The following is a 25,452-nucleotide window of genomic DNA, read 5'->3' as shown; positions in this document are numbered from 1 at the left end:
GCAGAAAAATTGACAGGCGTTGGACAGTGGCCGGGCGCCAGCGGTTCAGGAGGCCAGCTGGCGCAGGCGTTCGATGTCGAGAATCTCGATTTCGCCGTAGGTCAGCTGCACCACGCCCTGCGCTTGCAGCTCCTTGAGGATCTGGTTGGTGGTCTGGCGCGACAGCGAGAGCATCAGCGCCAGCTGTTCCTGGGCCAGGTGCAGCACCCGCCGAGGTTCGCTTTCACCATAGTTCTCGGCGATCAGCAGCAGGCGTCGGGCCAGGCGCGGCGCGGCCGGCAGCAGGCTCATGTCTTCCAGGGTCATGAAGGCCAGGCGCAGCTTGTGGCTCATCAGCAGGGCGAAATCGCGCCAGTAGAGCGGCTGGCGTTCGAGCAGGGTGAGCAGGTCGTGCTGGGGTAACAGCAGCAGGGTGCTGGCGCTTTCGGCGAAGGCATCGTGGGTACGCGGCAAGCCGTCGAACAGGGAAATCTCACCGAACCAGTAAGGCGGCTCGATCAATGTCAGTAGCGCCTCCTTGCCGTTCTCGCTGACCGCGCCGACGCGCACGGCGCCTTCGACCACCGCATATAGCCCGCTGGGTTTGTCGCCACGGCGAAACAGCCGCTGGCCGGCGTCCAGACGCTGCACCTGGGCCATGCCTAGCAGGCTCTGGCTCAGCGCGGCTGGCAGTGCAGCGAACCAGTGGCCCTGGTTCAACTGGCTGGCGTATTGACGGGGATCGGGCATTGCGGCTCCAGTGAGGTTGCGCGGCGGTGTGGCGATCCCTGCCATTGTCGGCTAGCCGACAGTGCGATGGGCTGGGGCGAGGCGATCATGCTCGGGCCCGTTTACCCCTGAGGACGATAACAATGAAAACCCTCGTCGATCACCTGGCGCAGTATGCCGCCTACCACCGCGACCGGCGCAACATCGCCAGCCATTTCATCGGCATCCCGATGATCGTGCTGGCCGTCGCCGTGCTGCTGTCGCGCCCTGGTTTCGAAATCGCCGGCCTGTGGCTGGCGCCGGCCACGCTGGTGGCTCTGGCTGCCGCCGTGTTCTATCTGCGTCTGGATACCCGTTTCGGCCTGCTCATGGCCGTGCTGCTGGGGCTGTGCCTGTGGGCTGGCGCTAGCCTGGCGGTCGCTTCCACTGCGTTGTGGCTAACGACAGGCATTGGCCTGTTCGTGGTTGGCTGGGTGATCCAGTTCGTCGGTCATTACTATGAAGGGCGCAAGCCGGCGTTCGTTGATGACGTCATGGGCCTGATCATCGGCCCGCTGTTCGTGGTCGCTGAGCTGGCCTTCCTGCTTGGCCTGCGCCGGGAAATCGAGCATGCCGTGGTAGAGATCGCCGGCCCGACCTGCATCCGCGAGAAGAAGGCGCTGGCCTGAGCACGTACTGCTTCTGCTGTTCGTCGCGGCTAAAGCCCCTCCCACGGTCCCACTGGAGTGTGGGAGGGGCTTTAGCCGCGAGCCTTTCTAGAACATCGCCATCCACTGCGCCGTCATCGAGCGCGCGTGGCGATCCACGGTGATGGGGGCGAAGGGGCGACCGGAGACGCTCTGCAAGGTGTTGCTCTGGCTGTTCATGTCGGCCAGTGCGGCGCGCAGGTAGCTCCAGCGCGTCTGCAGCTTGGTCACCTGCGGGTCGGATTGTTCCTTGATCGCCTGCAGTTCGCTGTCGATAGCCGGCAGCAGCAGGCGTTCGTCCTGGCCGAGGTAGGTGTCGGGTTGTTCGCGGGCGATCTCGAAGGTGCCCAGGTAGGAGCGGCTGAGGTACTGCACGCTGAGGTACTCGACCTTGGCCGCCAGCTCGCTCTGGCCTTCGGCGCCCGGTAGTGCGCGGGCTGTGCTGAGGAAGTCGCGCAGGGCGCGGCTGAGATCTTCCGGGAAGCGCCAGGGCACGTTCTCGTCACCGGGGCCATAGGAAACACCGTTGCGCAATTGGGTAACGAGGGCCTGGTGGGCGCTGGTGAGTTCGGCGCTGCCCTGCGGCAGGCTTTGCATGGCGCCGGCCAGCGCGGCCAGGTCGGCTTCCAGGCGCTGCTGGTGAGTCTTCTGGAAACCTTCGCCACGTAACAGCATCAAGCTGCTGGTGGCGCGGCTGGCGTGTATCTGAATCTGTTCTTGCGGGCTGACGGCCTCGGCGAAGGCCATTGGTGAGAGCCCGACCAAGAGTCCGAGCGACCAGAGAAAAGCATGGCGCAGCAGTGCTTTACAACGCATCCGGGGTGCTCCTTGTTATTGTTTTGAGCAGGTATGCAGTGGGCGGCGTCAATGACGCAGCGCCAAGACTACTGCGTGATGCGCTGCAGAGCATGACCCGAAAGAGTGATTTCGTCGGAAATCGCTACCGTTCAGGTGCTTTTCGTCAGATTGCGCAGGTAGTCGGCGCTGAAGGCGTCGGCCGGGAAGAAGGTTTCCAGCGCCAGTTCAGCCAGGGTCACGTCGTTCGGAGTGCCGAACACGGTGGTGGTGCTGATCAGGCTCAGCACGCCGGCGTCGGTGCGCAGTTGCACTGGCATCAGCACCGCCTCGGCAGGCGCTTCGCCGTGGTCCGCTGGCGCGGGGTAGGTCAGCAGTTCGTCGTGCAGGGCGAACAACTGCGGGTCGCCACTGATCTCGGCATCGCGGTGCAGGCGCATCAGCAGATGCGCGCGCCACTGTGCCAGGTTGACGATGCGCGGCGCCAGCCCCTGTGGGTGCAGGGACAGGCGCAGCACGTTGAGCGGCGGGCCGAGCAGGCAGTCCGCCACGCCGGTGAGAAAGGGGCCGACCGAGGCGTTGGCCGCCAGCAGGTTCCACTGTCTGTCGATGGCCAGTGCCGGGTACGGCTCATGGACCTTGAGCAACTGCTCGATGGCTTGGCGCGCTGGCTCCAGCGCCGGGTCGGCCAGGTCGTGCTGGCTGTACAGCGGGGCGAAGCCCGCGGCGCTGAGCAGGCGGTTGCGCTCGCGCAGGGGAATCTCCAACTGCTCGGCCAGGTGCAGCAGCATCTCGCGGCTGGGTTGGGCGCGTCCGGTTTCGACGAAGCTCAGGTGGCGAGTGGATATCTCCGCCTCGCAGGCGAGGTCGAGCTGGCTCAGGCGGCGCCGCTGGCGCCATTGGCGCAACAGGGCGCCGGCGGTCTGGGAGTGGGTATTCATGGCTTGCACGATAGTTCAGCCAGGTCATGTCGGCCATTACCTGGCAGGTAATCGACGCGCTTTCACGGCGGATCGATTCTAGGGGCGTGCATCGATTCCGGTGCGAACCCTGGAGAAGCATCATGAGCCACGTACAACCTTCCCCGCTGCTGCGTAACGCCCTGTTGGCCGACGGTCTGCTGGGTGTCTCCACCGGCCTGCTGCTGGTGCTGGCCAGCCATTGGCTGGTCGATTTTCTCGAAGTGCCACGCCTGTTGCTGGTGGCCAGTGCGCTGATGCTGCTGCCGTTGGGTGGCCTGCTGTTCTGGTTGTCGCGCCAACCCGAGCTGCACCGCCTGGCGGTATGGGCGGTGATCACCCTGAACAGCCTCTGGGTGATCAAAAGTGTGATGCTGCTGGTGCTCGGATGGGTCGCGCCGAATATCTTCGGCTATGCGTTCATCATCGGCCAGGCGCTGATCGTGGCGCTGCTCGCCGAACTGCAGTGGTTTGGCCTGCGCCAGTCCCGCGCGGTCGTGGCATGAGGCCAATCCCGGCGGGTGGTGCTGTGCCACTGCCCGCCTGCGTTCAGAACAGGCCGCGCAGCGCGAGGTCGCTGCCGAGCAGCAGCAGGCCGACGAAGAACCAGCGCTTGAAACGCTCCGCGCTGATGCGCTTGCGCAGCCATTGGCCGGCGGCCATGCCCAGCAGCGCCGGCAGCAAGGCCAGGGCCGATACGCCCAGCACTGTCGGTTGCAGCAGTTCACCGCTGTGACCGAGCGCTGCCGCCAGGGCCAGGGTGGAGACGCTGAAGGACAATCCCAGAGCCTGCACCAGATCGTCCTTCTCCAGACCGATGGCCTGCAGGTAAGGCACGGCGGGAATCACGAACACGCCGGTAACTGCGGTAATCGCGCCGGTGATGGCACCGATCACCGGGCTCAGCCAACCTTCCTTGGCACGCTCCACGCGAAAGTGCACCTTGGCCAGACCGAGCAGCGCATAGACCACCAGAGCGATGCCCAGCCAGCGCGTAGCACCGGGCAGGTCGAGGCTCTGCAGCAGCGCGGCGACCAGCAGCGTGCCGAACAGGATGCCCAACAGCATGGGCCATAGTCGGCGCAGCATCGGCAGCGGGCTGCGGCCGTCGCACAGCTGCCAGATGTTGGTCACCATTGAGGGGATGATCAGCAGCGCAGCGGCCTGCAGTGGCGCCATCACCAGGCCCAGCAGACCGACGGCGATGGTGGGTAGGCCGAGGCCGACCACGCCCTTGACCATGCCGGCGAGCAGGAAGGTGGCGAGGATCAGCGGCAGGTGCTCGGTCATTGCGCCGCTCCCTGTTCGTGGACCGCGCGGCTGTCGCTCGGTGCTTCGTCGCGCTCGTGCATGCCGTAGTCGCGCAGCACCTGGGCCACGCGCAGGCGATAGTGACTGAAGACCTCCTCGCGTCCCGCCGTCTGTGCGCGTCGGTGTTCATCGCGCTGGCGCCAGGCCTGGACCGAGGCTTCGTCCTGCCAGAACGACAGCGACAGGATCTTGCCCGGCTGGGTGAGGCTCTGGAAGCGTTCGATGGAGATGAAACCCGGCTGCTCGGCGAGCAGCGGGCGCAGCTCGCCTGCGAGGTCGAGATAATCCTGCTGCTGGTCTGGTTTGGTCTGAACTTCGAAGATCACGGCGAGCATCGGGTTCTCCCTGGCTGGCTCTGGCTGGCGTTGCCTGCCAGTATCCACATTTACTGCACGCCATGTTTCGTCATGAGGTGAACGATGGAATACGCACCGGGTTTCAGTTCGATCGCCGCCCTGCTCGCCGATGCCGGGCGTGCTGCCATGGTCTGGGCACTGATGGATGGCAGTGCGCGGCCGGCCGGTGAGCTGGCCTTGCTGGCGGGGCTGTCGCCGTCGTCGACCAGTGCGCACCTGGCCAAGCTGGTGGAGGGCGGTCTGCTGGCGCAGCAGCGCCATGGACGCAATCGCTACTACCGCCTGGCCGGGCCGGAGGTTGGGCAACTGGTCGAGGCGCTGGCAAGTGCTGCACTGGCTGCACAGCCTCGGCAAACTCGCGCTATACCAAGCTCGCGCGGCACGCCGCAGCCCATGCGCGAGGCGCGTACCTGTTACGACCATCTGGCCGGTGAACTGGCGGTCGGTGTGTTCGCACGCATGCGCGCAGCCCACTGGCTGAGCGAGGAGGGCGGTGCACTGAGTTTGACGGCTAGCGGTGAGCAGGGTCTGCAGGCGTTGGGTATCGATCTGCAGCAGGTGGGCCGTCAACGTCGCCAGCGTTTGTGCGCCTGCCCGGACTGGAGCGAGCGCAAGCCACATCTGGGCGGTGCGCTGGGCGCGGCGTTGCTGAATCTTTGCGAAGGCGAGGGCTGGCTGCGGCGCAGCAAGGATTCGCGTGCGCTGCAGGTATCGCCGCAGGGGCGCAGGGCGATCATGGCAATAGCGGCTTTGTAGCTTCGTAGGGTGGGCCGGGCGGCGATCCGCTTTAGCCCACTCTACGCCCACCCTGCGTACTACCGCCCGGCCAGTTTCGTAGGGTGGGCTTTAGCCCACTAAATAAAGGCTGAGCTCTAGTCGGTGGGCTGAAGCCCACCCTACGCTTGTCCTACGTACTACCGCTCGGCCAGCCCTAGGAAGTGTTACGCCTGGGTGCTGACCGGCTTGCCGCCCTTGGGCTTGAAGTACAGCGTGGTGCCACGGGCGAGGTTGTTCAGGCTGACGTGATCCTTGGCCACTTCGGCCTCGATCAGCTCGTCCTGACCGTCGACCTTGAGGGTGATGCGGGTGATCGCGCCAAGCAGGCGGATGTCGCGCACTTCGCCGGCCTTGTGCTCCGGGGTCGGCTCGCTGGACAGGTCGACCTCGTGCGGGCGGAACAGCACGTGGTGGTCGTTGCCGACGTAGAGGCGGTTGGCGTCACCTAGGAAGTGGTAGACGAAGTCGCTGGCCGGATGCTCGTAGACTTCGGCCGGGGTGCCGATCTGCTCGATCACGCCCTTGTTCATCACCACGATGCGGTCGGCCACTTCCATGGCTTCTTCCTGGTCGTGGGTGACGAACACGCTGGTCAGGTGCACTTCCTCGTGCAGGCGCGCCAGCCAGCGGCGCAGTTCCTTGCGCACCTTGGCATCCAGCGCGCCGAAGGGTTCGTCGAGCAGCAGCACTTTCGGTTCCACCGCCAGGGCGCGGGCCAGAGCGATACGCTGGCGCTGGCCACCGGAGAGCTGCTCCGGGTAGCGGTCGCCGAGCCAGTCGAGCTGCACCAGGTTGAGCAGCTCGTGCACCTTCTGCTTGATCACCTCTTCGCTCGGGCGCTCGCGCTTGGGCTTCATGCGCAGGCCGAAGGCGACGTTGTCGAACACGGTCATGTGGCGGAATAGCGCGTAGTGCTGGAACACGAAGCCGACGTTGCGATCACGCACGTCGTGCTCGGACACGTCCTCGCCGTGGAAGCCGATGGTGCCGCTGTCCGGGGTTTCCAGGCCGGCGATGATGCGCAGCAGGGTGGTCTTGCCGCAGCCGGACGGGCCGAGCAGGGCGACCAGCTCGCCGCTCTGGATGCTCAGGTTGATCTCGTTCAGCGCCTTGAACTGGCCGAACTGCTTGTTGACGCCTTTGACTTCGATGCTCATGACTAATGCCCTTGATTGTTCCGTGGGCCGGGCCGTTTTCGCGGCGCTGCGGCTGTCAGTCTTCTCGGTTGGCTTGTAGCTGGCGGCTCAGGCGCGCTTCGCTCCATTGGCGAAGCAGCAGCACCACCAGGGCCATGACGAGCAGCAGGATCGCCACGCTGAAGGCAGCGACGATGTTGTACTCGTTGTAGAGAATCTCGATGTGCAGCGGCAGGGTGTTGGTGTACCCGCGGATATGCCCGGAAACCACCGAAACTGCGCCGAATTCGCCCATCGCACGGGCGGTGCACAGCACCACGCCGTAAATCAGCGCCCATTTTACGTTAGGCAGCGTGACATGCCAGAACATCTGCCAACCGTTGGCACCGAGCAGGCGCGCGGCCTCTTCCTCGGTGGTGCCCTGTTCCTCCATCAGCGGGATCAGCTCGCGGGCGACGAAGGGGAAGGTGACGAAGATGGTGGCCAGGACGATGCCCGGTACGGCGTAGACGATCTGCAGGTTCTGCGAGTCGAGATACGGCGCGAGAAAACTCTGCGAGCCGAACAGCAGCACGTAGATCAGGCCGGCGACCACCGGTGACACCGAGAACGGCATGTCGATCAGGGTGATCAGGATGCTCTTGCCGCGAAATTCGAACTTGGTCACTGCCCAGGCCGCGGCGACGCCGAACACCAGGTTCAGCGGCACCGAGATGGCGGTGGCCAGCAGCGTCAGTTTCAGTGCGGAGATGGCATCCGGCTCGCGGATGGCGTCCCAGAAGAACTCCAGGCCACGGCTGAGGCCCTGGCTGAGCACCATGTACAGCGGTAGCAGCAGGATCACCGCGAACACCGCCCAGGCGATGACGATCAGGGCGATGGCGCCGGGGGAGCGGCTGGCCGGACGCGCAGCCGCGTTCTGGCCAAGGGTTGCAAGGCTCATGACGGACTCCTCAGAGTTGCGGCTGGATGCGGCGCTGCAGGATGTTGATCAGCAGCAGCAGGATGAACGACACCACCAGCATGATCACGCCGATGGCGGTGGCGCCGGGGTAGTCGTACTGATCCAGCTTGGAGACGATCAGCAGCGGTAGGATCTCGGTCTTCAGCGGGATGTTGCCGGCGATGAACACCACCGAGCCGTACTCGCCGACACCGCGGGCGAAGGCCAGGGCGAAGCCGGTCAACCAGGCTGGCAGCAGGCTCGGCAGTAGCACGTGGCGGAACACCTGCAGCGGCTTGGCACCGAGGCAGGCGGCGGCTTCCTCGACTTCCTTGGGGATGTCGGCCAGCACCGGCTGCAGCGTGCGCACCACGAACGGCAGGGTGACGAATACCAGCGCCAGGGTGATGCCCAGTGGGGTGTAGGCGATTTTGAACGGGAATAGCGAGCCGATCAGGCCATTGGGTGCGTACAGCGCGGTCAGCGCGATACCGGCCACGGCGGTCGGCAGAGCGAAGGGCATGTCGACCATGGCGTCGATGATGCGTCGGCCAGGAAAGGTGTAGCGCACCAGTACCCAGGCGATGATGGTGCCGAGGATGCCATTGAGTACGGCCGCGGCCAGGGCGGTGCCGAAGGAGAGCTTCAGCGAGAACTGCAGCTGGCGGTTGGTGAGCAGTGCCCACCATTGCTCGCTGGTCAGCTGGAAGGAGAAGAGGAACATCGCACCCAGCGGAATCAGCACGATCAACGCCAGGTAAGTGAGGGTGTAGCCCAGGGTCAGCCCGAAGCCGGGTATGACCGAGGAAGTTCGACGAGACATAAGGTGTCCTTTGGCTCAGGTCCGCGACAAGAGCCTGTTAAAAGTCTGCTGCGCGCCAGCCATGCTGCGTTGGAGCTGGCTCTAACTCGCAAGCCTTTTAATAGGCTCTAAACAAGGCCCTCCACCCGCTAGGGAGGAGGGTCTCTGCGATCAAACCGGGATTACTGGTTGATCTTGGTGAAGATCTGATCGAACACCGCGCCGTCACCGAAGTACTTCGGCTGGGCTTCTTTCCAGCCGCCGAAGTCCTTGTCGATGGTGACCAGTTTCAGGTCCTGGAACTGATCCTTGAACTCGGCTGCAACGGCGGCGTTGCGCGGGCGATAGAAGTTCTTCGCGGCGATGCGCTGGCCTTCTTCGCTGTACAGGTGTTCGAGGTAGGCCTCGGCCACCGCGCGGGTACCCTTGCGGTCGACGTTGGCATCGACCACCGCCACTGGCGGTTCGGCGAGGATCGACAGCGACGGGGTGACGATCTCCAGCTGGTCGCCGCCTTCTTCGGCCAGCGACAGGTAGGCCTCGTTCTCCCAGGCCAGCAGCACGTCACCCAGGCCACGCTGGACGAAGCTGATGGTCGAGCCACGGGCGCCGGTATCCAGCACCGGCGCATGGCGGTACAGCTCGGTGACGAACTCCAGGGCCTTGTCTTCGCTGCCGAACTTCTCGCGGGCAAAGGCCCAGGCGGCGAGGAAGTTCCAGCGTGCGCCGCCGGAGGTTTTCGGGTTTGGGGTGATGACTTCCACACCCTCCTTCACCAGGTCGTCCCAGTCCTTGATGCCTTTCGGGTTGCCCTTGCGCACCAGGAACACGATGGTCGAGGTGTAGGGCGTGCTGTTGTCCGGCAGGCGTGCCTGCCAGTTAGGGTCGATCAGTTGCTGGTTGAGGTTGATCGCGTCGATATCGCCGGACAGGGCCAGGGTCACCACGTCAGCGCGCAGGCCATCGATCACCGCACGAGCCTGCTTGCCCGAACCACCGTGAGACTGCTGGATGGCGACGGCCGGGTTGCCCTTGGCTTGCCAGAATTTGTTGAAGGCGGCGTTGTACTCGACGTACAGCTCGCGGGTTGGGTCGTAGGACACGTTGAGCAGCGGCTGGGCGATGGCCGGGCCGGCGATCAGGGTGCTGGCCAGCGCGGCCAGGGCGAAACGACGAATGGACATGGTGCAGCTCCTAACTGGTGAAATTCTTGTGTTGGCGTAGGTCAGGTGGGCGAACGGTTTCGAGCCCTCTGGTGGTCCAGTCGGGCTGCATCATGAGGTCGTTGTTCTGTTAGCTGTTCTTGGTGTTCGGTTGTTGCAGGCGAATCTTTTCCTTGCGCTCGATCTGCACGACCTGGCCGTTATGGACGGTGATTTCCACCGAACCGAATTTCAGGCCATGCAGGGCGGTCTGGATCTCGCGCAGGATGCTGGCTTCATCCTGGCCTTCGAGGTTTCTCAGCGTCGCGGTCATTTCCAGGCTCCTTGTGATGAGGTCGCCACGGCGTCGGGATGGATTACCGACGCTGGCGTGGAGCGGATAGTAGAGAGGCTGGAATATTCTTAAAAATAATGTTTAAGAACATTTATATTCTTTTTGGAAATATGAAAGGTTGCGCGTTATTCATGTTTTTATGGAATAAGTAAATAAATTCTTATTCTTTTTGTAATTACATTGCGCTGCCTAGACTGACGCCATTCGATTCAAGGAGGCGCCGTTATGGGCAGCGAAGCAATCCGTTATCTGATCCTGCCGGGCTGGCAGGGCTCAGCCGAAGAGCATTGGCAAAGCCATTGGCAGCGCAGCCTGCCCAATAGCGCACGGGTCGAGCAGCAGGACTGGCTCAACCCGCAACGTGGCGACTGGGTCGCGGCGTTGAACCAGGCGATTGCCGCCGATCCGCGTCCGCTCATCCTCATCGCCCATAGCCTGGGCTGTGTGACGGTGGCGCATTGGGCTGCGCAGGCGCCGGTGGAGTTGCTGCGCCGTGTGCGCGGTGCGCTGCTGGTCGCGCCGGCCGATGTCGAGCGGCCGGGCTGCCCTGCACCGCTGCAGAATTTCGCGCCAATACCGCGTGATCTGCTGCCCTTTTCCAGCCTGCTGGTGGGCTCCGACAACGATGCGGCGGCCAGCGCCCTGCGCGCCATGGAGCTGGCGCGTGCCTGGGGTAGCGAAGCGGCGATTCTGACCGGCGCCGGGCATATCAACGTGAAGTCCGGACACCGTTACTGGGAGCAGGGCTTCGGCTACCTGTATCGCTTGCAGAGCCGCATCGAACAGCAGTCGCGGCTGCGCGCCTGAGCCCGTCATTGCGCGACACCTTTTTCGGAGCGGGGTCGGGCCAGGCAGCCGCCCGCTCTTTTTTATGGCCTGCCATCCATGGCGGCCACTCTTCGAACCGCTGCGGAGCTATTGCTCCAGGCAATTTCTTATTCGCGTACAGGCTGCGCCCTCGAGGTGTGGCGTAGGAGCCACATCGCATGAGTTTTCCACCGCCGTTGACCTTCGCCGACTCGGACAAGAGCCCATTGAGCATCCGCGCCAAGGCGTTGGTGTTCGTCGACGCGCGTTCGCGCCAACTGCGCGAGCGCGCCGAGGCGCTGGCGGGTAACGGCCAGCCGCTGCTGATTCTCGGTGAAACCGGTACCGGCAAGGAGCTGCTGGCGCGCTATGTCCATCGTCACAGTGAACGCGCCGGTTTGTTCGTGGCGGTAAGCTGCGCAGCGATCAGCCCGCAGTGGGGCGAGGCCGAGCTGTTCGGCCATGTCGGCGGCGCTCATGCCGGCGCTGCCAGCAGCCGCGCCGGCTGGTTTGGTTCGGCCAATGGCGGCACGCTCTACCTGGATGAGATCGCCGACCTTTCGCGGCCGTTGCAAAGCAAGCTGCTGACCGCGTTGGAAACCCGCGAGGTGTATCGCGTTGGCGCCAGCCAGGCGCTACCGGTGGATGTGCGCCTGGTGGCGGCAAGCAGCATCGAGCTGTCCCGCGCGGTGGCCGCCGGCACCTTCGACGAGCGTTTGTACGCCTACCTGTGCGATGGTCAGTTGCTGTTCCCGGCGCTGCGTCAGCGGGTCGGCGATATCCTGCCGCTGGCCGAATACTTCCTCGGTATTCATGCCCTGCGCCTGGACCTGAGCATTCCGTCGATCAGCCCTGCGGCGCAGGCGGTGCTGGAGACGCACCGCTGGCCGGGTAATACCCGCGAGCTGGAGAACGTCATCCACTTCGCCCTGCTGCTGGCTGGCAATGGCGAAATCGGGCCGGAGCATCTGGAGTTGCCAGGGGGCGTGTAATCGCCCCGGATTGCATCCGGGCTACGGCCCCATGACCTGTGCGTATGGCCGGTGCGCGCGGCGCACCCTACGGTACTCACCGACCTGTAGGGTGCGCCATGCGCACCGAGAATCTCGCGCCTGCACGGTCGTACGTTCCGGGGCGTCGCGGTGCACCGGCTACGGCGCCAGCAGCGACACCGACTTGATCTGTGCCCAGATCGCCTGCCCGGCGTGAATGCCCAACTGATCGAAGGAGTAGCGGGTGATCCGCGCCAGCAAGCGTTGATCACCGATGCGCAGGGTCAGCAGCATTTGCGCGTCCAACGCATGCCAGCTATCGACCTGCACCGGCAGCAGGTTGAGCAGGCTGCTGCCTTCGGCGCGTTGCAGGCTGAGGCTGACGTCGCGCGCCTTGATCTTCACCCGTACTCGATGGCCGTTGGGCAGCGCTGCATGGGGCAGGCGCAGGTGCGCCTCGCTGCCGGGAAGGCTCAGTTGCAGCAGGTCGTAGTGGCCATCGTGGGCGCAGACCTCGCCGTCGATTACCGCCTCGGCCTCGTCATCGCTGGCGAAGGGCAGGTCGGCGCGCAGCAGGGTTTCCTTGAGCGGGCCGCTGGCGCGCACCTGGCCTTCGTCGAGCAGCACCAGGTGATCGGCCAGGCGCGCCACTTCGTCTGGGGCATGGCTGACGTAGAGCACGGGAATGTCCAGCTCCTCGTGCAGGCGCTGCAGATACGGCAGCACTTCGTGCTTGCGCTTGAGGTCGAGCGAAGCCAGCGGCTCGTCCATCAGCAGCAGGCGTGGGCTGGTGACCAGCGCGCGGGCGATACCGACGCGCTGGCGTTCACCGCCGGACAAGGCCGAAGGCATGCGCTCGAGCAGGTGGCCGATGCCCAGCAGTTGCAGCGCCTGGTCTAGCGCTACCTTGCGTTGCGCCGCGGGGATGCGCCGCTGGCCGTACTCCAGGTTCTTGCGCACGCTCAGGTGCGGGAACAGGTTGGCGTCCTGGAACACGTAGCCGATGGCGCGCTTGTGGGCAGGGAGGAAAAACCCGCGCTCACTGTCCTGCCAGAGCTCACCGGCGACCTGCAGGTAACCCTGCTGCGGGCGATCCAGCCCGGCGAAGCAGCGCAGGCAACTGGTCTTGCCCGAACCGGAATGGCCGAACAGTGCGCTGACGCCGCGCCCGGGTAGGTCGAGGTCGACATCCAGGGCGAAGCCCGGATGCTTGACCAGAAAGCGTGCACGAATGCGCCCGTCGTCGTGGGCGACAGGTATCGGGGCCTTGCCGAAACCGAACATCACAGCGCCCTCATCCGGCTACTGCGCCCGCTGTACAGCGTGAGCAGGACGATGAAGGAGAACGCCACCATGCCGCCGGCCAGCCAGTGCGCCTGGGCATAGTTCATGGTTTCCACGTGGTTGTAGATCTGTACCGACACCACCTGGGTCTTGCCGGGGATATTGCCGCCGATCATCAGCACCACGCCAAATTCGCCGACGGTATGGGCGAAGCTGAGAATGGCGGCGGTGATGAAACCGGGGCGGGCCAGCGGCAGCACCACGCTGAAGAAGGTATCCCAAGGGTTGGCGCGCAACGTGGCGGCCGCCTCTAGCGGACCACGGCCGATGGCCTCGAAGGCGTTCTGCAGCGGCTGCACGACGAAGGGCAGGGAATAGAAGATCGAACCGATCACCAGACCGGTGAAAGTAAAGGTGAAGGTGCCGAGCCCGAGGCTCTGCGTCAGTTGGCCGAAGAAACCGTTGGGCCCCATGCTTACCAGCAGGTAGAAACCGATCACCGTCGGCGGCAGCACCAGCGGCAGCGCCACCACCGCGCCGACCGGGCGCTTGAGCCAGGAGTCGGTGCGTGTCAGCCACAGGGCAATCGGCGTGCCGATGATCAGCAGCAGCACGGTGGTCAGCGAGGCCAGCTCCAGGGTCAGGAGGATGGCGTCGAGGTCATTCTTCGACAGCGGCATGCAGGGATTCCGGAAGTGGAAAACGTGGCCCGGATGCGATCCGGGCCACGGCTATTACAGCTTATAACCGAACGACTTGATCACCTTGGCCGCTTCCGGGCCTTTCAGGTACTCGACCAGCGCGGCAGCGGCCGGGTTGTTCGCGCCTTGTTTGAGGATCACCGCGTCCTGCTTGATCGGGTCGTACATGGCGTCCGGCACTATCCAGGCCGAGCCGCTGGTGACCTGGCCGTCCTTGTACACCTGCGACAGCGCGACGAAGCCCAGCTCGGCGTTGCCGGTGGAGACGAACTGGTGCGCCTGGGTGATGTTCTGGCCTTCGACCAGCTTGCTTTTCACAGCCTCGGTCAGGCCCAGCTTGTCCAGTACCTGGGTCGCTGCCAGGCCGTAGGGCGCGGCCTTCGGGTTGGCGATGGACAGGTGCTTGAACTGGCCAGCTTTCAGCGCCGCGTCGCTGCCGTCGAGGTAGCTGGCATCAGCCGACCACAGCACCAGGCTGCCGATGGCGTAGGTGAAGCGCGAGCCGGGCACGATATCGCCCTCGCTTTCCAGTTTGGCCGGGGTGTTGTCGTCGGCGCTGAGGAACACATCGAACGGCGCGCCATTCTTGATCTGCGCATAGATCTGCCCAGTGGCGCCGAAGGACGCTACCAGCTTGTGCCCGGTGGCTTTCTCGAACTCAGGCGCGATGGCCTGGATCGGCGCGGTGAAGTTGGCAGCCACCGCGACCTTCACTTCATCGGCGATAGCGCCGCTGGTGAAGACCAGGCCGAGGGCGAGCAGGCTGTGCTTGAGCGGCTTGAGCATGGGGATTCCTTGTCGTTATCGGGTGTTGGCTCGACCCTGGCGGCGGGTACGGATATGGCAATGCTACTTCGTTATGTGTTTTTGTATATAGCGAGCGGTGAATTTGCTGGCCTTGCCGGTATCGGAACGCCAGGCATGGGCAGTGAAGGTGACGGGTGCGGCACCTATCAGGCCAAAAGCTGACCTAGAAGTCAATAAATCCTGCTCATGGAAACCAGCTTTGTATGTGCTGCGGCCGTGCGTACAGGTTTTCCCTTGCCAACAACTACAAAAAACATAATTTCGCGAATCCTTCGCTCTGAACAGAATGCCTGCAACGAGCCGCCCCGGCGGATTCAGTCACGAGCAGAATCAGAGCAGGCAACCATGACCGAGCTGAAGCAGTCCGCCTTTCCCGGCCCCGTGGGCCGAATTCCCGCAACCCTGGAGATCGACACCCTGGTGGTCGGTGCAGGCCAGGCCGGTGTGGCCATGAGTGAGCACCTGGGCAAGCACGGCGTGCCGCACCTGGTACTGGAGAAGAGCCGCATCGCCGAGGCCTGGCGCACGGTGCGCTGGGATTCGCTGGTGACCAATGGGCCGGTCTGGCACGACCGCTTCCCCGGCCTGGAATTTCCCGATCTTGGCCCGGACGACTTCGCCCACAAGGATCAGGTGGCCGACTACTTCGAGGCCTACGCGCAGATGATCGACGCACCGATCCGCACCGGCGTCGAGGTCAAGCAGGTGGTGCGTGCGCCAGGCCGTGCCGGCTTCATCGTGGAAACCTCAGAGGGCACCATTCACGCCAACCGCGTGGTCGCTGCCACCGGCCCGTTCCAGCGCCCGGTGATCACGGCCATCGCCCCGCAGGACGAAAGTCTGCTGCAGATCCATTCGGCGCATTACCGCAACCCGCAGCAACTGCCCGAGGGCGCGGTGCTGGTGGTCGGCGCTGGTTCCTCCGGCGTGCAGATCGCCGACGAGTTGAACCGCGCCGGACGCCAGGTGTACCTCTCGGTCGGCGCCCATGACCGGCCGCCGCGCAGCTATCGCGGGCGTGATTTCGTCTGGTGGCTCGGCGTGCTCGGCCTGTGGGATCTGGAAACCGTGCAGCCGGGCAAGGAGCACGTGACCATCGCCGTCAGCGGCGCCCATGGCGGGCGCACCATCGATTTTCGTGAGCTGGCCGCGCAGGGCATCACCCTGGTCGGCCTGACCCGCGCCTTCGCGGATGGCGTGGCGCAGTTCGCCGACGACCTGGCGGAGAACCTGGCGCGTGGCGACGAGAACTACCTGTCGCTGCTCGATGCCGCCGATGCCTATGTCGAACGCAACGGCCTCGACCTGCCGCAAGAGCCCGAGGCGCGCCGGCGCTTCCCCGAGCCGGCGTGCGTCCGCGAGCCGCTGCAAAACCTCGACCTGGCCGCCGCCGGCGTCACTTCGATCATCTGGGCCACCGGCTACGCCACGGACTTCAGCTGGTTGCAGGTCGATGCCTTCGATGCCAACGGCAAGCCCAAACACCAGCGCGGCGTGTCCAGCGAGCCGGGGGTGTACTTCGTCGGCCTGCCCTGGCTGTCGCGCCGTGGCTCCACCTTTATCTGGGGCGTGTGGCATGACGCCCGCCACATCGCCGACCACATCGCCACCCAGCGCAAGTACACCGCCTACCGCGACGCTGCCCAGCGCGAAGCCGCGACCCTCGAATCCAGCGCTGGCAAAGTCAGCCTCACCGGAGTTCGCTGATGCCCACTCATACCCGCATCCGCATGTTCAACACCAAGGACACCTACCCCAACCAGTCCCTGGACAACGATCTGTGCCAGGCCGTGCGCGCCGGCAACACCGTGTACGTGCGCGGCCAGGTCGGCACCGATTTCGACGGTAACCTGGTCGGCCTCGGCGACCCGCAGGCGCAGACCGAGCAGGCGATGAAGAACCTCAAGCAACTGCTGGAAGAGGCCGGCAGCGACCTGTCGCACATCGTCAAGACCACCACCTACATCATCGACCCGCGCTATCGCGAGCCGGTGTACAAGGAGGTCGGCAAATGGCTCAAGGGCGTGTTCCCGATCTCCACCGGGCTGGTGGTCTCGGCGCTCGGCCAGCCGCAATGGCTGATGGAGATCGACGTGATCGCCGTGATCCCCGATGACTGGCCGGGCGCCGGAGGCCAGGCATGACCTTTTCCATCGTCGGCCGCTGCCCGGAAACCGGGCACCTCGGCATCGCCATCAGCTCCTCCAGCATCGCCGTCGGCGCGCGCTGCCCCTGGCTGCGCGCCGGTGTTGGCGCGGTGTCGACGCAGAACATCACCTTGCCGGCGCTGGGCCCGCAGATCCTCGACCGGCTGGAGGCTGGCGAGGCGCCGGCCAGTGCTCTGGAGCAGGCGCTGGCGCGCAACGGCTACGGTCAGTACCGCCAGGTGACGGTGATCGACAGCCACGGCACCAGCGCACACTTTTCCGGCAGCGAAGCCCTCGGTGTGCACCATGCGCGCGCCGGCGAGCAATGCGTGGCGGCTGGCAACCTGCTGGCTTCCATGGCGGTGATCGACGCCATGGTCGAGGCCTTCGAGCAGGCCGACGGCGGCCTGCCGGATCGCCTGCTGGCAGCCATGCACGCGGCGATGGCCGCCGGTGGCGAGGCCGGGCCGGTGCATTCGGCGGCGCTGTCGGTGGTCGGTGATCTGGTCTGGCCGGTGGTCGACCTGCGTGTCGACTGGGCCGAGCACGACCCCATTGGCGAGCTGGACAAGCTCTGGCGCGCCTACGAGCCGCAATTGCACGATTACATCACCCGCGCCCTCGACCCCACCACCGCGCCGAGTTACGGCGTGCCGGGTGACGAGTAGGCAGGCCGGCGTGTGGGAGGGGCTTTCGGCTCTGGCATCCTGCTTCGCTCTACCTCCTGCATCCATGCAGTCGTAGCCGCGATCTTGAACTGTCGCCGCTAAAGCGCCTCCCACGACAACATGCCCAGTTCCGTAGGGTGCGCTGTGCGCACCGATCATCCTGTTGCACTGACTGGTAACCGCCCATGCCCACCAGCCGCGACCTGCTCGCCGACCTGATCGCCTTCGACACCACCAGCCGCGAATCCAACCTGGCACTGATCGATTACGTCCGCGCCTACCTGGCCGGGCTCGGTATCGACAGCGAGCTGTTGTTCAACGCCGAACGCGGCAAGGCTAACCTCTATGCGCGTATCGGCCCGGCCGGGGCGGGCGGGGTGATGCTCTCCGGGCACAGCGACGTGGTGCCGGTCGACGGCCAGGCCTGGACGCTGCCTGCCTTCGCCTTGAGCGAGCGCGACGGCCGCCTGTATGGGCGCGGCACGGCGGACATGAAGGGCTTCATCGCCTGCGTGCTGGCGGCACTGCCGCGCTTTCTCGACGCGCCGCTGCGCCTGCCGCTGCACATCGCCATTTCCTACGACGAGGAGGTCGGCTGTCTCGGCGTGCGCAGCCTGGTCGAGCGCCTGCGCGCCAGCCCCGAGCGCCCGGCCATCTGCCTGATCGGCGAACCCACCGAGATGCGCCCGGTGCTCGGCCACAAGGGCAAGCTGGCGATGCGCTGCGAAGTGCACGGCGCCGCCTGCCATTCGGCCTATGCGCCGCAGGGGGTGAACGCCATCGAGTACGCGGCGAAGCTGATTGGTCGCCTCGGCGAGATCGGTGAGCGCTTGGCCGTGCCCGAGCGCCATGACAGCCGCTTCGACCCGCCGTACTCCACGGTGCAGACCGGTGTGATCCAGGGTGGTCGCGCTTTGAATATCGTGCCTGCCGAATGCCGCTTCGACTTCGAGATGCGCGCGCTGCCGGCCGACGACCCGCAGCAGGTCGCCGCCGAGCTGCGCGACTATGCCGAGCGCGAGCTGCTGCCGCGCATGCGTGCGGTGAGCGCGGTCAGCGATATTCGCTTCAGCGAGCTGTCCAGCTATCCCGGTCTGCTCACCGATGCCGCCAGCGATGCGGCACAGCTGCTGGCGCTGATCGCCGAGCGCGAGGATTTCACCACCGTCGCCTTTGGCACTGAGGGTGGCCTGTTCGACGAGGCCGGTGTGGCCACCGTGGTCTGCGGCCCCGGCAGCATGGAGCAGGGGCACAAGCCGGACGAGTTCGTCAGCCTTGATCAGCTCGAACGCTGCGATGCCCTGCTGGCGCGCCTGGCGGGGTGGATGCAGGGCGAGTGACGGCGCTGACTGCCGCCTGCCCGGATTCCCGCCTGCGCGGGAGCGACGGTGGTGGTCGTCCAGCGCCGGTCCTGCTCAACTGCGGTACAGCTTGAGGCTTTCGACCCGTGCCCGGTAGGCGCCGAGGCGTTCCTTGAGCTGATCCTTGCGGGCGCTGGCGACGCAGTGCAGCAGCACGTTCAGGGCGCTGGTCAGGCCGCCGGTGGATTCGAGGATCAGCCCGGTCTTGGTCTTCATGGTGACGATGTATGGCGTGTCGATATGCTTGGCGATGCCGTACTCGTCGGTGAACACCACCAGGTCGGTGTTCTGCTTAAGGCAATTGTTGGCGAAGGCGATACCTGCGTCGGCGTAGGGTGCGATGTCGATGAGGATCACGCAGCAGCGCTGGTTATGGCTGTCCAGCCACTGGCCGAGCACGCCGCTGTAGAGGTCGAGAAATTCCACTCCGGAGCGCACCAGGGCCAGGCGGTTGGCGAAGTCCTCGGCTAGCCCGCGAATGGTCTGGAAGCCGCAGACGAACACCCGCTCGGCATCTCCCACGCGTGCCACGATGTCGCGCCAGTGCTGGCTGCCGAGCAGTTCGGCGAAGGCGCGCAAGGCTTCGACTTCCTCGTTGAGGTGGGCCACCAGGTCTTCCGGCTGCTCGACCCGCTCGATCAGCGCGGGGTTGAGCAGCGACTGCACGCGCACTTCGTCGCGCAGCTCGTCCTTCAGGCTCTTCAGACCCTTGTAGCCGAGCCGGCGCAGGAAGCGGCTGACCGTGTTGGGGCTGACCCCGCTCTTGGCTGCAAGGCTGGCGCCGTTCTCGAACGCCAGGGTTTCCAGGTTGGCCTGGATATAGGCCCACAGCGTGCGCTCGGCCGGCGTCAGCTTGCCTTCCAGGTGTTGCATCTTGCCATCGAGCATGTCCGATTCCCCTGCCATGCCAAATTGTTCTGACATTTAAATGTCAGCGTATTGATCTTTGGAAGAAATATATTCTACTCTTCAGTCGTAACGCAAAGAGATGTCGATTGGCCGTTACCCGGGTGAAGAAAGCCACCAGAGACTTTCCGCTCCGCAGTCGACGCTCGCGCTTCCTGCCGCAACAAGCAAATGTCGCGCCCCTGCGCGACCACAACAGTGGAGAACAGGAACATGCTCAAGCTGCGTCATCTCGCCCTGTGCGTTGCCCTTGGCAGCGGCCTCGTCACCGGCGCTGCCCAGGCCGCCGAAGAACTGCGCCTGTATAACTGGGGCGACTACATCAATCCAGAAGTGCTGACCCGCTTCACCGCGGAGACCGGCATCAAGGTGTCGCTCGACACCTATGGCAGCAACGAAGAGATGCTGGCCAAGCTGCAGGCCGGTGCTCAAGGCTACGATATCGTCTTTCCCTCGGTGCACATGCACGACACCATGGCCGCCCTCGGCCTGCTGGAGAAGACCGACATCAATCAGGATGCTGCCTTCGCCAACATCGATCCCGCCTTCCTGCGTTCCAAGTCCGACCCCAAGGGTGAGTACTGCATGCCCTATGCGTGGGGTAGCGTGGGCATCCTCTACAACAAGAACAAGGTGTCCAAGCCGATCGAGAGCTGGGACGACTTCTTCGCCGAGGCCAAGGCCGGCAAGAAGGTGATCATGCTCGACGACATGCGCGAGACCCTCGGCGTCGGTTTGATCAAGGACGGCAAGTCGGTCAACAGCACCGACCCGACCGAGCTCAAGCAGGCCGCTGACTGGCTGATCGAGCGCAAGTCGCTGATTTCCGCCTTCACCTACGACAGCGTGCCGATGGTGCAGTCTGGCGATGCCGCTGCCGCGCACTATTTCGTCGGCGCCATGATGTACGTGAAGCAGGATCCGCAGAACCTCGCCTACGTCATCCCCAAGGAAGGCGCGACCATGTACCAGGAGGACATGTGCGTGCTCAAGAGCGCGCCGAACAAGGCCAACGCCAAGCGTTTCATGAGCTTCTTCCTGCAGCCGGAGATCGCCGCGCTGAACACCGCGCAGCAGATGAACGGCACGCCGAACAAGGAGGCGCTGAAACTGCTACCGGCCGAGCTGCGTGACAACCCGCAGGTCAACCCGCCGGCCGATGTCATGGCCAAGCTGCAGATCTTCCAGGATCTGGGCAAGGGCCTGAAGCAGTACGACCGGGTGTGGACGCGGGTGCGTACCGCCAACTGAGTCAGCCTGTGCAGTTAGATCGCGGCTGAAGCCCCTGTAGGAGCGGCTTCAGCCGCGATTACTCCGATATCAGTGGAGTCCACCATGACCGCTTTCACCCAAACCGCGCCGGTGGTCGAGATCCGGGGCGCGGTGAAGCATTACCGTGCCCCCGAGGGACACCTGGTACGTGCCCTCGACGGCCTCGACCTGGCTGTCGGCAGCAATGAGTTCGTCACCCTGCTGGGGCCATCCGGCTGCGGCAAGACCACGCTGCTGCGCACCATCAGTGGCTTCGAGCACCTCGATGGCGGCGAGCTGCTGATCCAGGGCCAGCCGATGAACCACGTGCCGCCGCACCGCCGCCCGGTGCACACGGTGTTCCAGAGCTACGCGCTATTCCCGCACATGAGCATCGGCGACAACGTTGGCTATGCGCTGGACGTGCGCGGCGTGGCCAAGGCCGAGAAAATCCAGCGCGTCGGCGCAGCGCTGGAGATGGTCGGCCTGGCCGGCATGGAACGGCGCAAGCCCGGCCAGCTGTCTGGCGGCCAGCAGCAGCGCGTGGCGCTGGCCCGCGCCATCGTCGACCGCCCGGCGTTGCTGCTGCTCGACGAGCCGTTGTCGGCACTCGACCGGCAACTGCGCCAGGCCATGCAGCGCGAGTTGAAGACCCTGCAACACGAGCTGGGCATCGCCTTCGTCTTCGTCACTCACGACCAGGAAGAAGCGTTGACCATGAGCGATCGCATCGTCGTGCTCAATGGCGGCCATATCCAGCAGATCGGCGCCCCGGCGGAGATCTACCACCGCCCGGCCAATGCCTTCGTCGCCGGCTTTATCGGCGAGAGCAACCTGTTCGACGTGCACGTAGGCTCGGTCAACGAAGGCATCGCCTACTTGCTCGACAGCCAGGGCGACCTGTTGCAGGCGCGTCATCCCGACCTGCGCGTCGGCCAATATGTCCAGCTCATGCTGCGCCCCGAGCAGTTCCACCTGCAGTGTCCCGGCGAGGGCTTCGCCGCGCTGGAAGGGCGCCTGGAGCAACTGCTGTTCATCGGCAAGGACTTCGAATTGCTGCTGCGCACCGCGCACGGTCGCCTGGTCAAGGCAGTGCTACGTGACGCCGCGCAGCAGGGCCTGCAGCGCCTGCGCAAGGGCGATAGCGTACAGCTCTGGTACGGCCTGGAGGCCGCGCACCTGATCCCCGGAGGTGCCTGATGCGCGAGCGCCTGCGCCTGGTCGGTCTGCTGACCCCGGTGACGCTGATCATCGGCGTATTCTTCCTCGCCCCGCTGAGCATCATGGCGCTGTACAGCCTGCTCGAGCCTGGGCTTTACGGCGGCGTCGAGTGGAACTTCTATCCGGACAACTTCGGCCGCGTGCTGGGTTGGGCCGATGGCGTCAACGAGGAGTTCGACCCGGTCTACCTGGAAATCATCTTGCGCTCGTTCAAGCTGGCCGGGCTGACCGTGCTGGCGACCCTGGCGCTGTGCTACCCGGCAGCCTTCTGGGTAGCCCGGCAGCCGGAGCGGATGCGCAACTTCTGCCTGTTCCTGATCACCCTGCCGTTCTTCACCAGCCTGATCGTGCGCCTCTACGCCTGGCTGTTGATCCTGCGCCCCAGCGGCGTGATCAACACCACGCTGGCGGCGCTGGGCTTCTACAACCCGGTGGAGCTGATCTACACCGAGACCGCGGTGCTGATCGGCATGACCTACATCTTCATCCCGTTCATGTTCATGCCCGTCTACGCCAGCGTCGAGAAGCTCGACAAGCGCCTGCTGGAAGCCTCGGCCGACCTCGGCGCGAGCCGCTGGCAGAGTTTCTGGAAGGTGATCTTCCCATTGACCCTGCCGGGCATCGCTGCAGGCTCGATCATCGTCTTCATCCCCAGCCTGGGTAACTTCATCGTGCCGTCGCTGCTCGGCGGCGCGCGCGTGCTGATGATCGGCAGCCTGGTCGAGCAGCAGTTCCTCGCCGCGCGCAACTGGCCGTTCGGCGCCGCCCTGGCGATGCTGCTGATGGCCGCGGTGCTGGTGTGCCTGGTGCTCTACGTACTGGCGCAAGGGCGCAACAGCGCACAGGAGGCCAGCCGATGAACGCCTTGCTCGCCAACCTCGGGCGCCGTCTGCTGGGCGGCTACAGCCTGGCCTTCTTCATCTTCCTGTACCTGCCGATCGGCCTGATCGTCGCCTACTCGTTCAACAGCAACCCGATCAACATGATGATCTGGGATGGCTTCAGCCTCGACTGGTATCGCTCGCTGTTCGGCCTGTCCACCAGCCTTAGCGAGAACGCGCTGTACGTCGAATCCACCGACCAGTTGCTGGCCGCGCTGCGCACCAGCCTGGTGGTGGCGCTGACCACCACGGCGATCTCCACGGTGATCGGCACGCTCACCGCGCTGGCCCTGGCGCGCTATCGCTTCCGCTTGCAGACGTTCTACCGGGTGCTGATGTTCATGCCGATGCTGATGCCCGACATCGTGCTCGGCATCGCCCTGCTGATCTTCTTTGTCGGCGTCGGCATGCCGCTGGGCAAGGGCTCGATCATCATCGGCCACTGCACCTTCCTGATCAGCTACGTGTTCCTGATCGTCAGCGCGCGTCTGGCCGGCATGGACACGCGCCTGGAGGAAGCCTCGGCCGATCTTGGCGCCTCGCCCTGGACCACCTTCCGCCGGGTGACCCTGCCGCAGATCCTGCCCGGCGTAGTCGGCGGTGCGCTGCTGGCGTTCATCATCTCGATGGACGATCTGGTGATCACCTACTTCATCGCCGGTGTCGACTCCACCACGCTGCCGGTCTTCATCTACGGCATGATCCGCCGCGGCATCAAGCCCGAGATCAACGCCATCGCCACCTTGCTGCTGATCGCCTCGCTGCTGATCGCCGCCCTCGGCCTGTACCTGCGCAATCGCAAGCCCGCCACTTCCCAGGACGACTCCCATGGCTAAACCTCGCGCCCGCGAACTCGGCCTGCCGCTGCCCGGCATCCCCGGCCCGTACAACGCCATCACCGACGTGCCCGGCGTGCTGGTCGGCTACCGCACCCTCGATGGCGTGGCCGACAACGGCCGGCGCATCCAGACCGGCGTCACCGCCATCCTGCCGCGTGGCCGCGATAGCGAGCCGCAGCCGGTGTGGGCGGGCTTCCATGCCCTCAACGGCAATGGCGAGATGACCGGCACCCACTGGATCGAACACGGCGGCTACTTCGTCGGCCCACTGTGCATCACCAACTCGCACAGCGTCGGTATCGTCCACCACGCCGCCGCGCGCTGGACGATCCAGCAGTACGCCGATGCCTGGCAACGCGAGCACCTGTGGGCCATGCCGGTGGTGGCCGAAACCTACGACGGGGTGATCAACGACATCAACGGCCAGCACGTCAGCGAGGCCGATGCCCTGGCCGCGTTGGATGCGGCAAAAGGCGGAGCTATCGCCGAAGGCAACGTCGGCGGCGGCAACGGCATGATCTGCTACGGCTACAAGGGCGGCACCGGCAGTGCTTCGCGCCTTGTCGAGATCGACGGGCAGACCTACACCCTCGGCGCCCTGGTGCAGGCCAACCATGGCCAGCGCGCCTGGCTGAAGGTGTGCGGTGTGCCGGTCGGCGAGCGCCTGGAAGACGAGCTGCCTGCAGGCCTGGGGCGCGAGCGCGGCTCGATCATCGTCATCCTCGCCACCGACGCGCCGCTGCTGCCGCACCAACTGAAGCGCCTGGCACAGCGCGCCGGCCTTGGCATCGCTCTGGCCGGCACGCCGGGTGGCAACAACTCCGGCGACATCTTCCTCGCCTTCAGCGTGGCCAACCCACGACCCTTGCCGCAGGTGTCGCCAACGCGGCTGAACCTCGACTACCTCAACGACGAGTGTTTCGACGCGCTCTACCTGGCCGCTGTGCAGGCCACCGACGAAGCGGTGCTCAACGCGATGCTGGCTGCCGAGGATTCGCCGATGCAGAAGCCCGAAGGCATCTGCCGCGCCATCGATGGCCAGCGCCTGCGCGAACTGGTGGTCGGTGCGTGATGCGTAGCCCGGATGCAATCCGGGAATGCGTATCGCCTGTCCCCCGGATTTCATCCGGGCTACGTGAAGCTGGTGACCGGGCAGGGTGCGCCGTGCGCACCACTGGTTGCTGGCGTGATGCTGGAAAAAAATGGCGCGTGGATTTTTCGCCGTGTTTATATCCCAGCTTCATCGAATCCACCCGCAACGAAGGACGCCCATGATCACCTGCTACCTGCGCTATATCGTCGACCCCTACAAACTCAAGGAATTCGAGCACTACGCCAAGCTGTGGATTCCCTTGGTAGCGCGCTTCGGTGGCACGCACCACGGTTACTTTCTGCCGTCCGAGGGCGCAAGTGACGTAGCCCTGGCACTGTTCAGCTTCCCCAGCCTGGCCGAATACGAACGCTATCGTCAGGATTCCTTCGCCGACGCCGAGTGCCAGGCGGCGTTCAAATACGCCGAAGAGACACGCTGCATCCTCAGCTACGAGCGAAGCTTCTTCCGTCCCGTATTCGAGTAGCGAGCAGGGTCGTCTCGGACGGGATCTTGTCGCCCTTGCA

At 65.0% G+C, this 25,452-nt stretch carries 29 protein-coding genes; 15 read left to right on the top strand and 14 right to left on the bottom strand.

What is annotated here, in order from left to right:
- Positions 1-45: 45 nt before the first annotated feature.
- Entirely contained in the window at positions 46-729 is a 684-nt protein-coding gene (locus tag BM059_RS15050; RefSeq protein ID WP_074939616.1) for a Crp/Fnr family transcriptional regulator, read from the bottom strand.
- A gap of 122 nt (positions 730-851) precedes the next feature.
- Here BM059_RS15050 and BM059_RS15045 point away from each other — a divergent pair, with 122 nt between their 5' ends.
- Positions 852-1,376, top strand: a complete 525-nt coding sequence (locus BM059_RS15045) for an Mpo1 family 2-hydroxy fatty acid dioxygenase (RefSeq protein ID WP_074939614.1) — start codon at positions 852-854, stop codon at positions 1,374-1,376.
- Positions 1,377-1,463: 87 nt separating this feature from the next.
- On the opposite strand, the gene BM059_RS15040 is transcribed toward BM059_RS15045, so the two are convergent.
- Positions 1,464-2,210 carry a hypothetical protein gene (locus BM059_RS15040; protein ID WP_074939613.1) on the bottom strand — a complete coding sequence of 249 codons (747 nt, stop codon included), beginning with the start codon at positions 2,208-2,210 and terminating at the stop codon, positions 1,464-1,466.
- A 131-nt stretch (positions 2,211-2,341) separates the two neighbouring features.
- Positions 2,342-3,130: an MmyB family transcriptional regulator gene (locus BM059_RS15035; protein WP_036998828.1), complete on the bottom strand. Its 789-nt coding sequence runs from the start codon at positions 3,128-3,130 to the stop codon at positions 2,342-2,344.
- A gap of 122 nt (positions 3,131-3,252) precedes the next feature.
- Between BM059_RS15035 and BM059_RS15030 the strand changes: the two genes are divergently transcribed.
- On the top strand, positions 3,253-3,654 hold the full coding sequence (locus tag BM059_RS15030; protein WP_074939611.1) for a hypothetical protein: 402 nt from the start codon (positions 3,253-3,255) through the stop codon (positions 3,652-3,654).
- 43 nt (positions 3,655-3,697) lie between these two features.
- On the opposite strand, the gene BM059_RS15025 is transcribed toward BM059_RS15030, so the two are convergent.
- Together BM059_RS15025 and BM059_RS15020 are read right to left on the bottom strand one after the other, a co-directional pair.
- The gene (locus tag BM059_RS15025; RefSeq protein WP_074939610.1) at positions 3,698-4,438 is read right to left on the bottom strand and encodes a sulfite exporter TauE/SafE family protein; all 741 of its coding nucleotides are present in this window, start codon (positions 4,436-4,438) and stop codon (positions 3,698-3,700) included.
- Positions 4,435-4,794: an antibiotic biosynthesis monooxygenase family protein gene (locus BM059_RS15020; RefSeq protein ID WP_074939608.1), complete on the bottom strand. Its 360-nt coding sequence runs from the start codon at positions 4,792-4,794 to the stop codon at positions 4,435-4,437. Before BM059_RS15020 ends, BM059_RS15025 begins: the two co-directional genes overlap by 4 nt.
- Positions 4,795-4,878: 84 nt before the next feature.
- Here BM059_RS15020 and BM059_RS15015 point away from each other — a divergent pair, with 84 nt between their 5' ends.
- A complete protein-coding gene (locus tag BM059_RS15015; protein WP_074939607.1) occupies positions 4,879-5,571 on the top strand; it encodes an ArsR/SmtB family transcription factor in 693 nt (230 codons plus the stop codon).
- Between the two features lie 185 nt (positions 5,572-5,756).
- Here the strand turns inward: BM059_RS15015 and BM059_RS15010 are convergent, their stop codons facing one another.
- The 5 genes from BM059_RS15010 to oscA all read right to left on the bottom strand — a co-directional run bounded on the left by BM059_RS15010 (position 5,757) and on the right by oscA (position 9,949).
- Complete coding sequence (locus BM059_RS15010; protein ID WP_074939605.1) at positions 5,757-6,749, bottom strand: sulfate/molybdate ABC transporter ATP-binding protein; 993 nt, start codon at positions 6,747-6,749, stop codon at positions 5,757-5,759.
- A 55-nt stretch (positions 6,750-6,804) separates the two neighbouring features.
- A complete protein-coding gene (gene cysW, locus BM059_RS15005; protein ID WP_036998838.1) occupies positions 6,805-7,671 on the bottom strand; it encodes a sulfate ABC transporter permease subunit CysW in 867 nt (288 codons plus the stop codon).
- Positions 7,672-7,681: 10 nt separating this feature from the next.
- On the bottom strand, positions 7,682-8,494 hold the full coding sequence (gene cysT / locus BM059_RS15000; protein ID WP_036998840.1) for a sulfate ABC transporter permease subunit CysT: 813 nt from the start codon (positions 8,492-8,494) through the stop codon (positions 7,682-7,684).
- A gap of 161 nt (positions 8,495-8,655) precedes the next feature.
- Positions 8,656-9,657, bottom strand: a complete 1,002-nt coding sequence (locus tag BM059_RS14995; RefSeq protein WP_074939603.1) for a sulfate ABC transporter substrate-binding protein — start codon at positions 9,655-9,657, stop codon at positions 8,656-8,658.
- A gap of 109 nt (positions 9,658-9,766) precedes the next feature.
- The gene (gene oscA, locus BM059_RS14990) at positions 9,767-9,949 is read right to left on the bottom strand and encodes a sulfur starvation response protein OscA (RefSeq protein ID WP_036998842.1); all 183 of its coding nucleotides are present in this window, start codon (positions 9,947-9,949) and stop codon (positions 9,767-9,769) included.
- Positions 9,950-10,195: 246 nt separating this feature from the next.
- Between oscA and BM059_RS14985 the strand changes: the two genes are divergently transcribed.
- A complete protein-coding gene (locus BM059_RS14985; protein ID WP_074939602.1) occupies positions 10,196-10,777 on the top strand; it encodes an RBBP9/YdeN family alpha/beta hydrolase in 582 nt (193 codons plus the stop codon).
- Between the two features lie 179 nt (positions 10,778-10,956).
- Positions 10,957-11,769 carry a sigma 54-interacting transcriptional regulator gene (locus BM059_RS14980; protein ID WP_074939600.1) on the top strand — a complete coding sequence of 271 codons (813 nt, stop codon included), beginning with the start codon at positions 10,957-10,959 and terminating at the stop codon, positions 11,767-11,769.
- 159 nt (positions 11,770-11,928) lie between these two features.
- Here the strand turns inward: BM059_RS14980 and modC are convergent, their stop codons facing one another.
- The 3 genes from modC to modA are packed head-to-tail and all read right to left on the bottom strand — an operon-like array spanning position 11,929 to position 14,540.
- Positions 11,929-13,053: a molybdenum ABC transporter ATP-binding protein gene (gene modC, locus BM059_RS14975; RefSeq protein ID WP_074939599.1), complete on the bottom strand. Its 1,125-nt coding sequence runs from the start codon at positions 13,051-13,053 to the stop codon at positions 11,929-11,931.
- Entirely contained in the window at positions 13,053-13,733 is a 681-nt protein-coding gene (gene modB, locus BM059_RS14970; RefSeq protein WP_074939597.1) for a molybdate ABC transporter permease subunit, read from the bottom strand. Before modB ends, modC begins: the two co-directional genes overlap by 1 nt.
- A gap of 54 nt (positions 13,734-13,787) precedes the next feature.
- The gene (gene modA / locus BM059_RS14965; protein WP_074939596.1) at positions 13,788-14,540 is read right to left on the bottom strand and encodes a molybdate ABC transporter substrate-binding protein; all 753 of its coding nucleotides are present in this window, start codon (positions 14,538-14,540) and stop codon (positions 13,788-13,790) included.
- Positions 14,541-14,906: 366 nt separating this feature from the next.
- Here modA and BM059_RS14960 point away from each other — a divergent pair, with 366 nt between their 5' ends.
- From BM059_RS14960 to argE, 4 genes are all read left to right on the top strand, one after another.
- Positions 14,907-16,268: a flavin-containing monooxygenase gene (locus BM059_RS14960; RefSeq protein ID WP_074939595.1), complete on the top strand. Its 1,362-nt coding sequence runs from the start codon at positions 14,907-14,909 to the stop codon at positions 16,266-16,268.
- Entirely contained in the window at positions 16,268-16,705 is a 438-nt protein-coding gene (locus BM059_RS14955) for a RidA family protein (RefSeq protein ID WP_074939593.1), read from the top strand. Before BM059_RS14960 ends, BM059_RS14955 begins: the two co-directional genes overlap by 1 nt.
- Positions 16,702-17,376: a DUF1028 domain-containing protein gene (locus BM059_RS14950; protein WP_074939592.1), complete on the top strand. Its 675-nt coding sequence runs from the start codon at positions 16,702-16,704 to the stop codon at positions 17,374-17,376. Before BM059_RS14955 ends, BM059_RS14950 begins: the two co-directional genes overlap by 4 nt.
- 185 nt (positions 17,377-17,561) lie before the next feature.
- Positions 17,562-18,716 (top strand): acetylornithine deacetylase, encoded by a 1,155-nt coding sequence (gene argE, locus BM059_RS14945; protein WP_074939590.1) that lies wholly within the window; start codon positions 17,562-17,564, stop codon positions 18,714-18,716.
- A gap of 75 nt (positions 18,717-18,791) precedes the next feature.
- Here argE and BM059_RS14940 read toward each other — a convergent pair whose 3' ends face one another.
- Positions 18,792-19,661, bottom strand: coding sequence for a MurR/RpiR family transcriptional regulator (locus tag BM059_RS14940; RefSeq protein WP_241766084.1), 870 nt, complete (start codon positions 19,659-19,661; stop codon positions 18,792-18,794).
- 195 nt (positions 19,662-19,856) lie between these two features.
- On the opposite strand from BM059_RS14940, the gene BM059_RS14935 reads away from it, so the two are divergent.
- From BM059_RS14935 to BM059_RS14910, 6 genes are all read left to right on the top strand, one after another.
- Entirely contained in the window at positions 19,857-20,894 is a 1,038-nt protein-coding gene (locus BM059_RS14935) for a polyamine ABC transporter substrate-binding protein (RefSeq protein ID WP_074939588.1), read from the top strand.
- A gap of 84 nt (positions 20,895-20,978) precedes the next feature.
- Positions 20,979-22,094 carry an ABC transporter ATP-binding protein gene (locus BM059_RS14930; protein WP_074939587.1) on the top strand — a complete coding sequence of 372 codons (1,116 nt, stop codon included), beginning with the start codon at positions 20,979-20,981 and terminating at the stop codon, positions 22,092-22,094.
- Positions 22,094-22,975, top strand: a complete 882-nt coding sequence (locus BM059_RS14925) for an ABC transporter permease (RefSeq protein WP_036998870.1) — start codon at positions 22,094-22,096, stop codon at positions 22,973-22,975. The genes BM059_RS14930 and BM059_RS14925 overlap by 1 nt, the downstream gene beginning before the upstream one ends.
- Positions 22,972-23,832, top strand: a complete 861-nt coding sequence (locus BM059_RS14920; protein ID WP_074939585.1) for an ABC transporter permease — start codon at positions 22,972-22,974, stop codon at positions 23,830-23,832. The genes BM059_RS14925 and BM059_RS14920 overlap by 4 nt, the downstream gene beginning before the upstream one ends.
- Positions 23,825-24,907, top strand: coding sequence for a DmpA family aminopeptidase (locus BM059_RS14915; RefSeq protein ID WP_074939584.1), 1,083 nt, complete (start codon positions 23,825-23,827; stop codon positions 24,905-24,907). Before BM059_RS14920 ends, BM059_RS14915 begins: the two co-directional genes overlap by 8 nt.
- 199 nt (positions 24,908-25,106) lie before the next feature.
- Positions 25,107-25,412, top strand: coding sequence for an NIPSNAP family protein (locus BM059_RS14910; RefSeq protein ID WP_036998875.1), 306 nt, complete (start codon positions 25,107-25,109; stop codon positions 25,410-25,412).
- Positions 25,413-25,452: the final 40 nt, after the last annotated feature.

This window comes from Ectopseudomonas composti (genome assembly GCF_900115475.1).
GTDB classification, from domain to species: Bacteria; Pseudomonadota; Gammaproteobacteria; order Pseudomonadales; family Pseudomonadaceae; genus Aquipseudomonas; species Aquipseudomonas composti.
The sequence above is the reverse complement of the archived record's forward strand: the minus strand, read 5'-3'. Positions and strand labels throughout refer to the sequence as shown.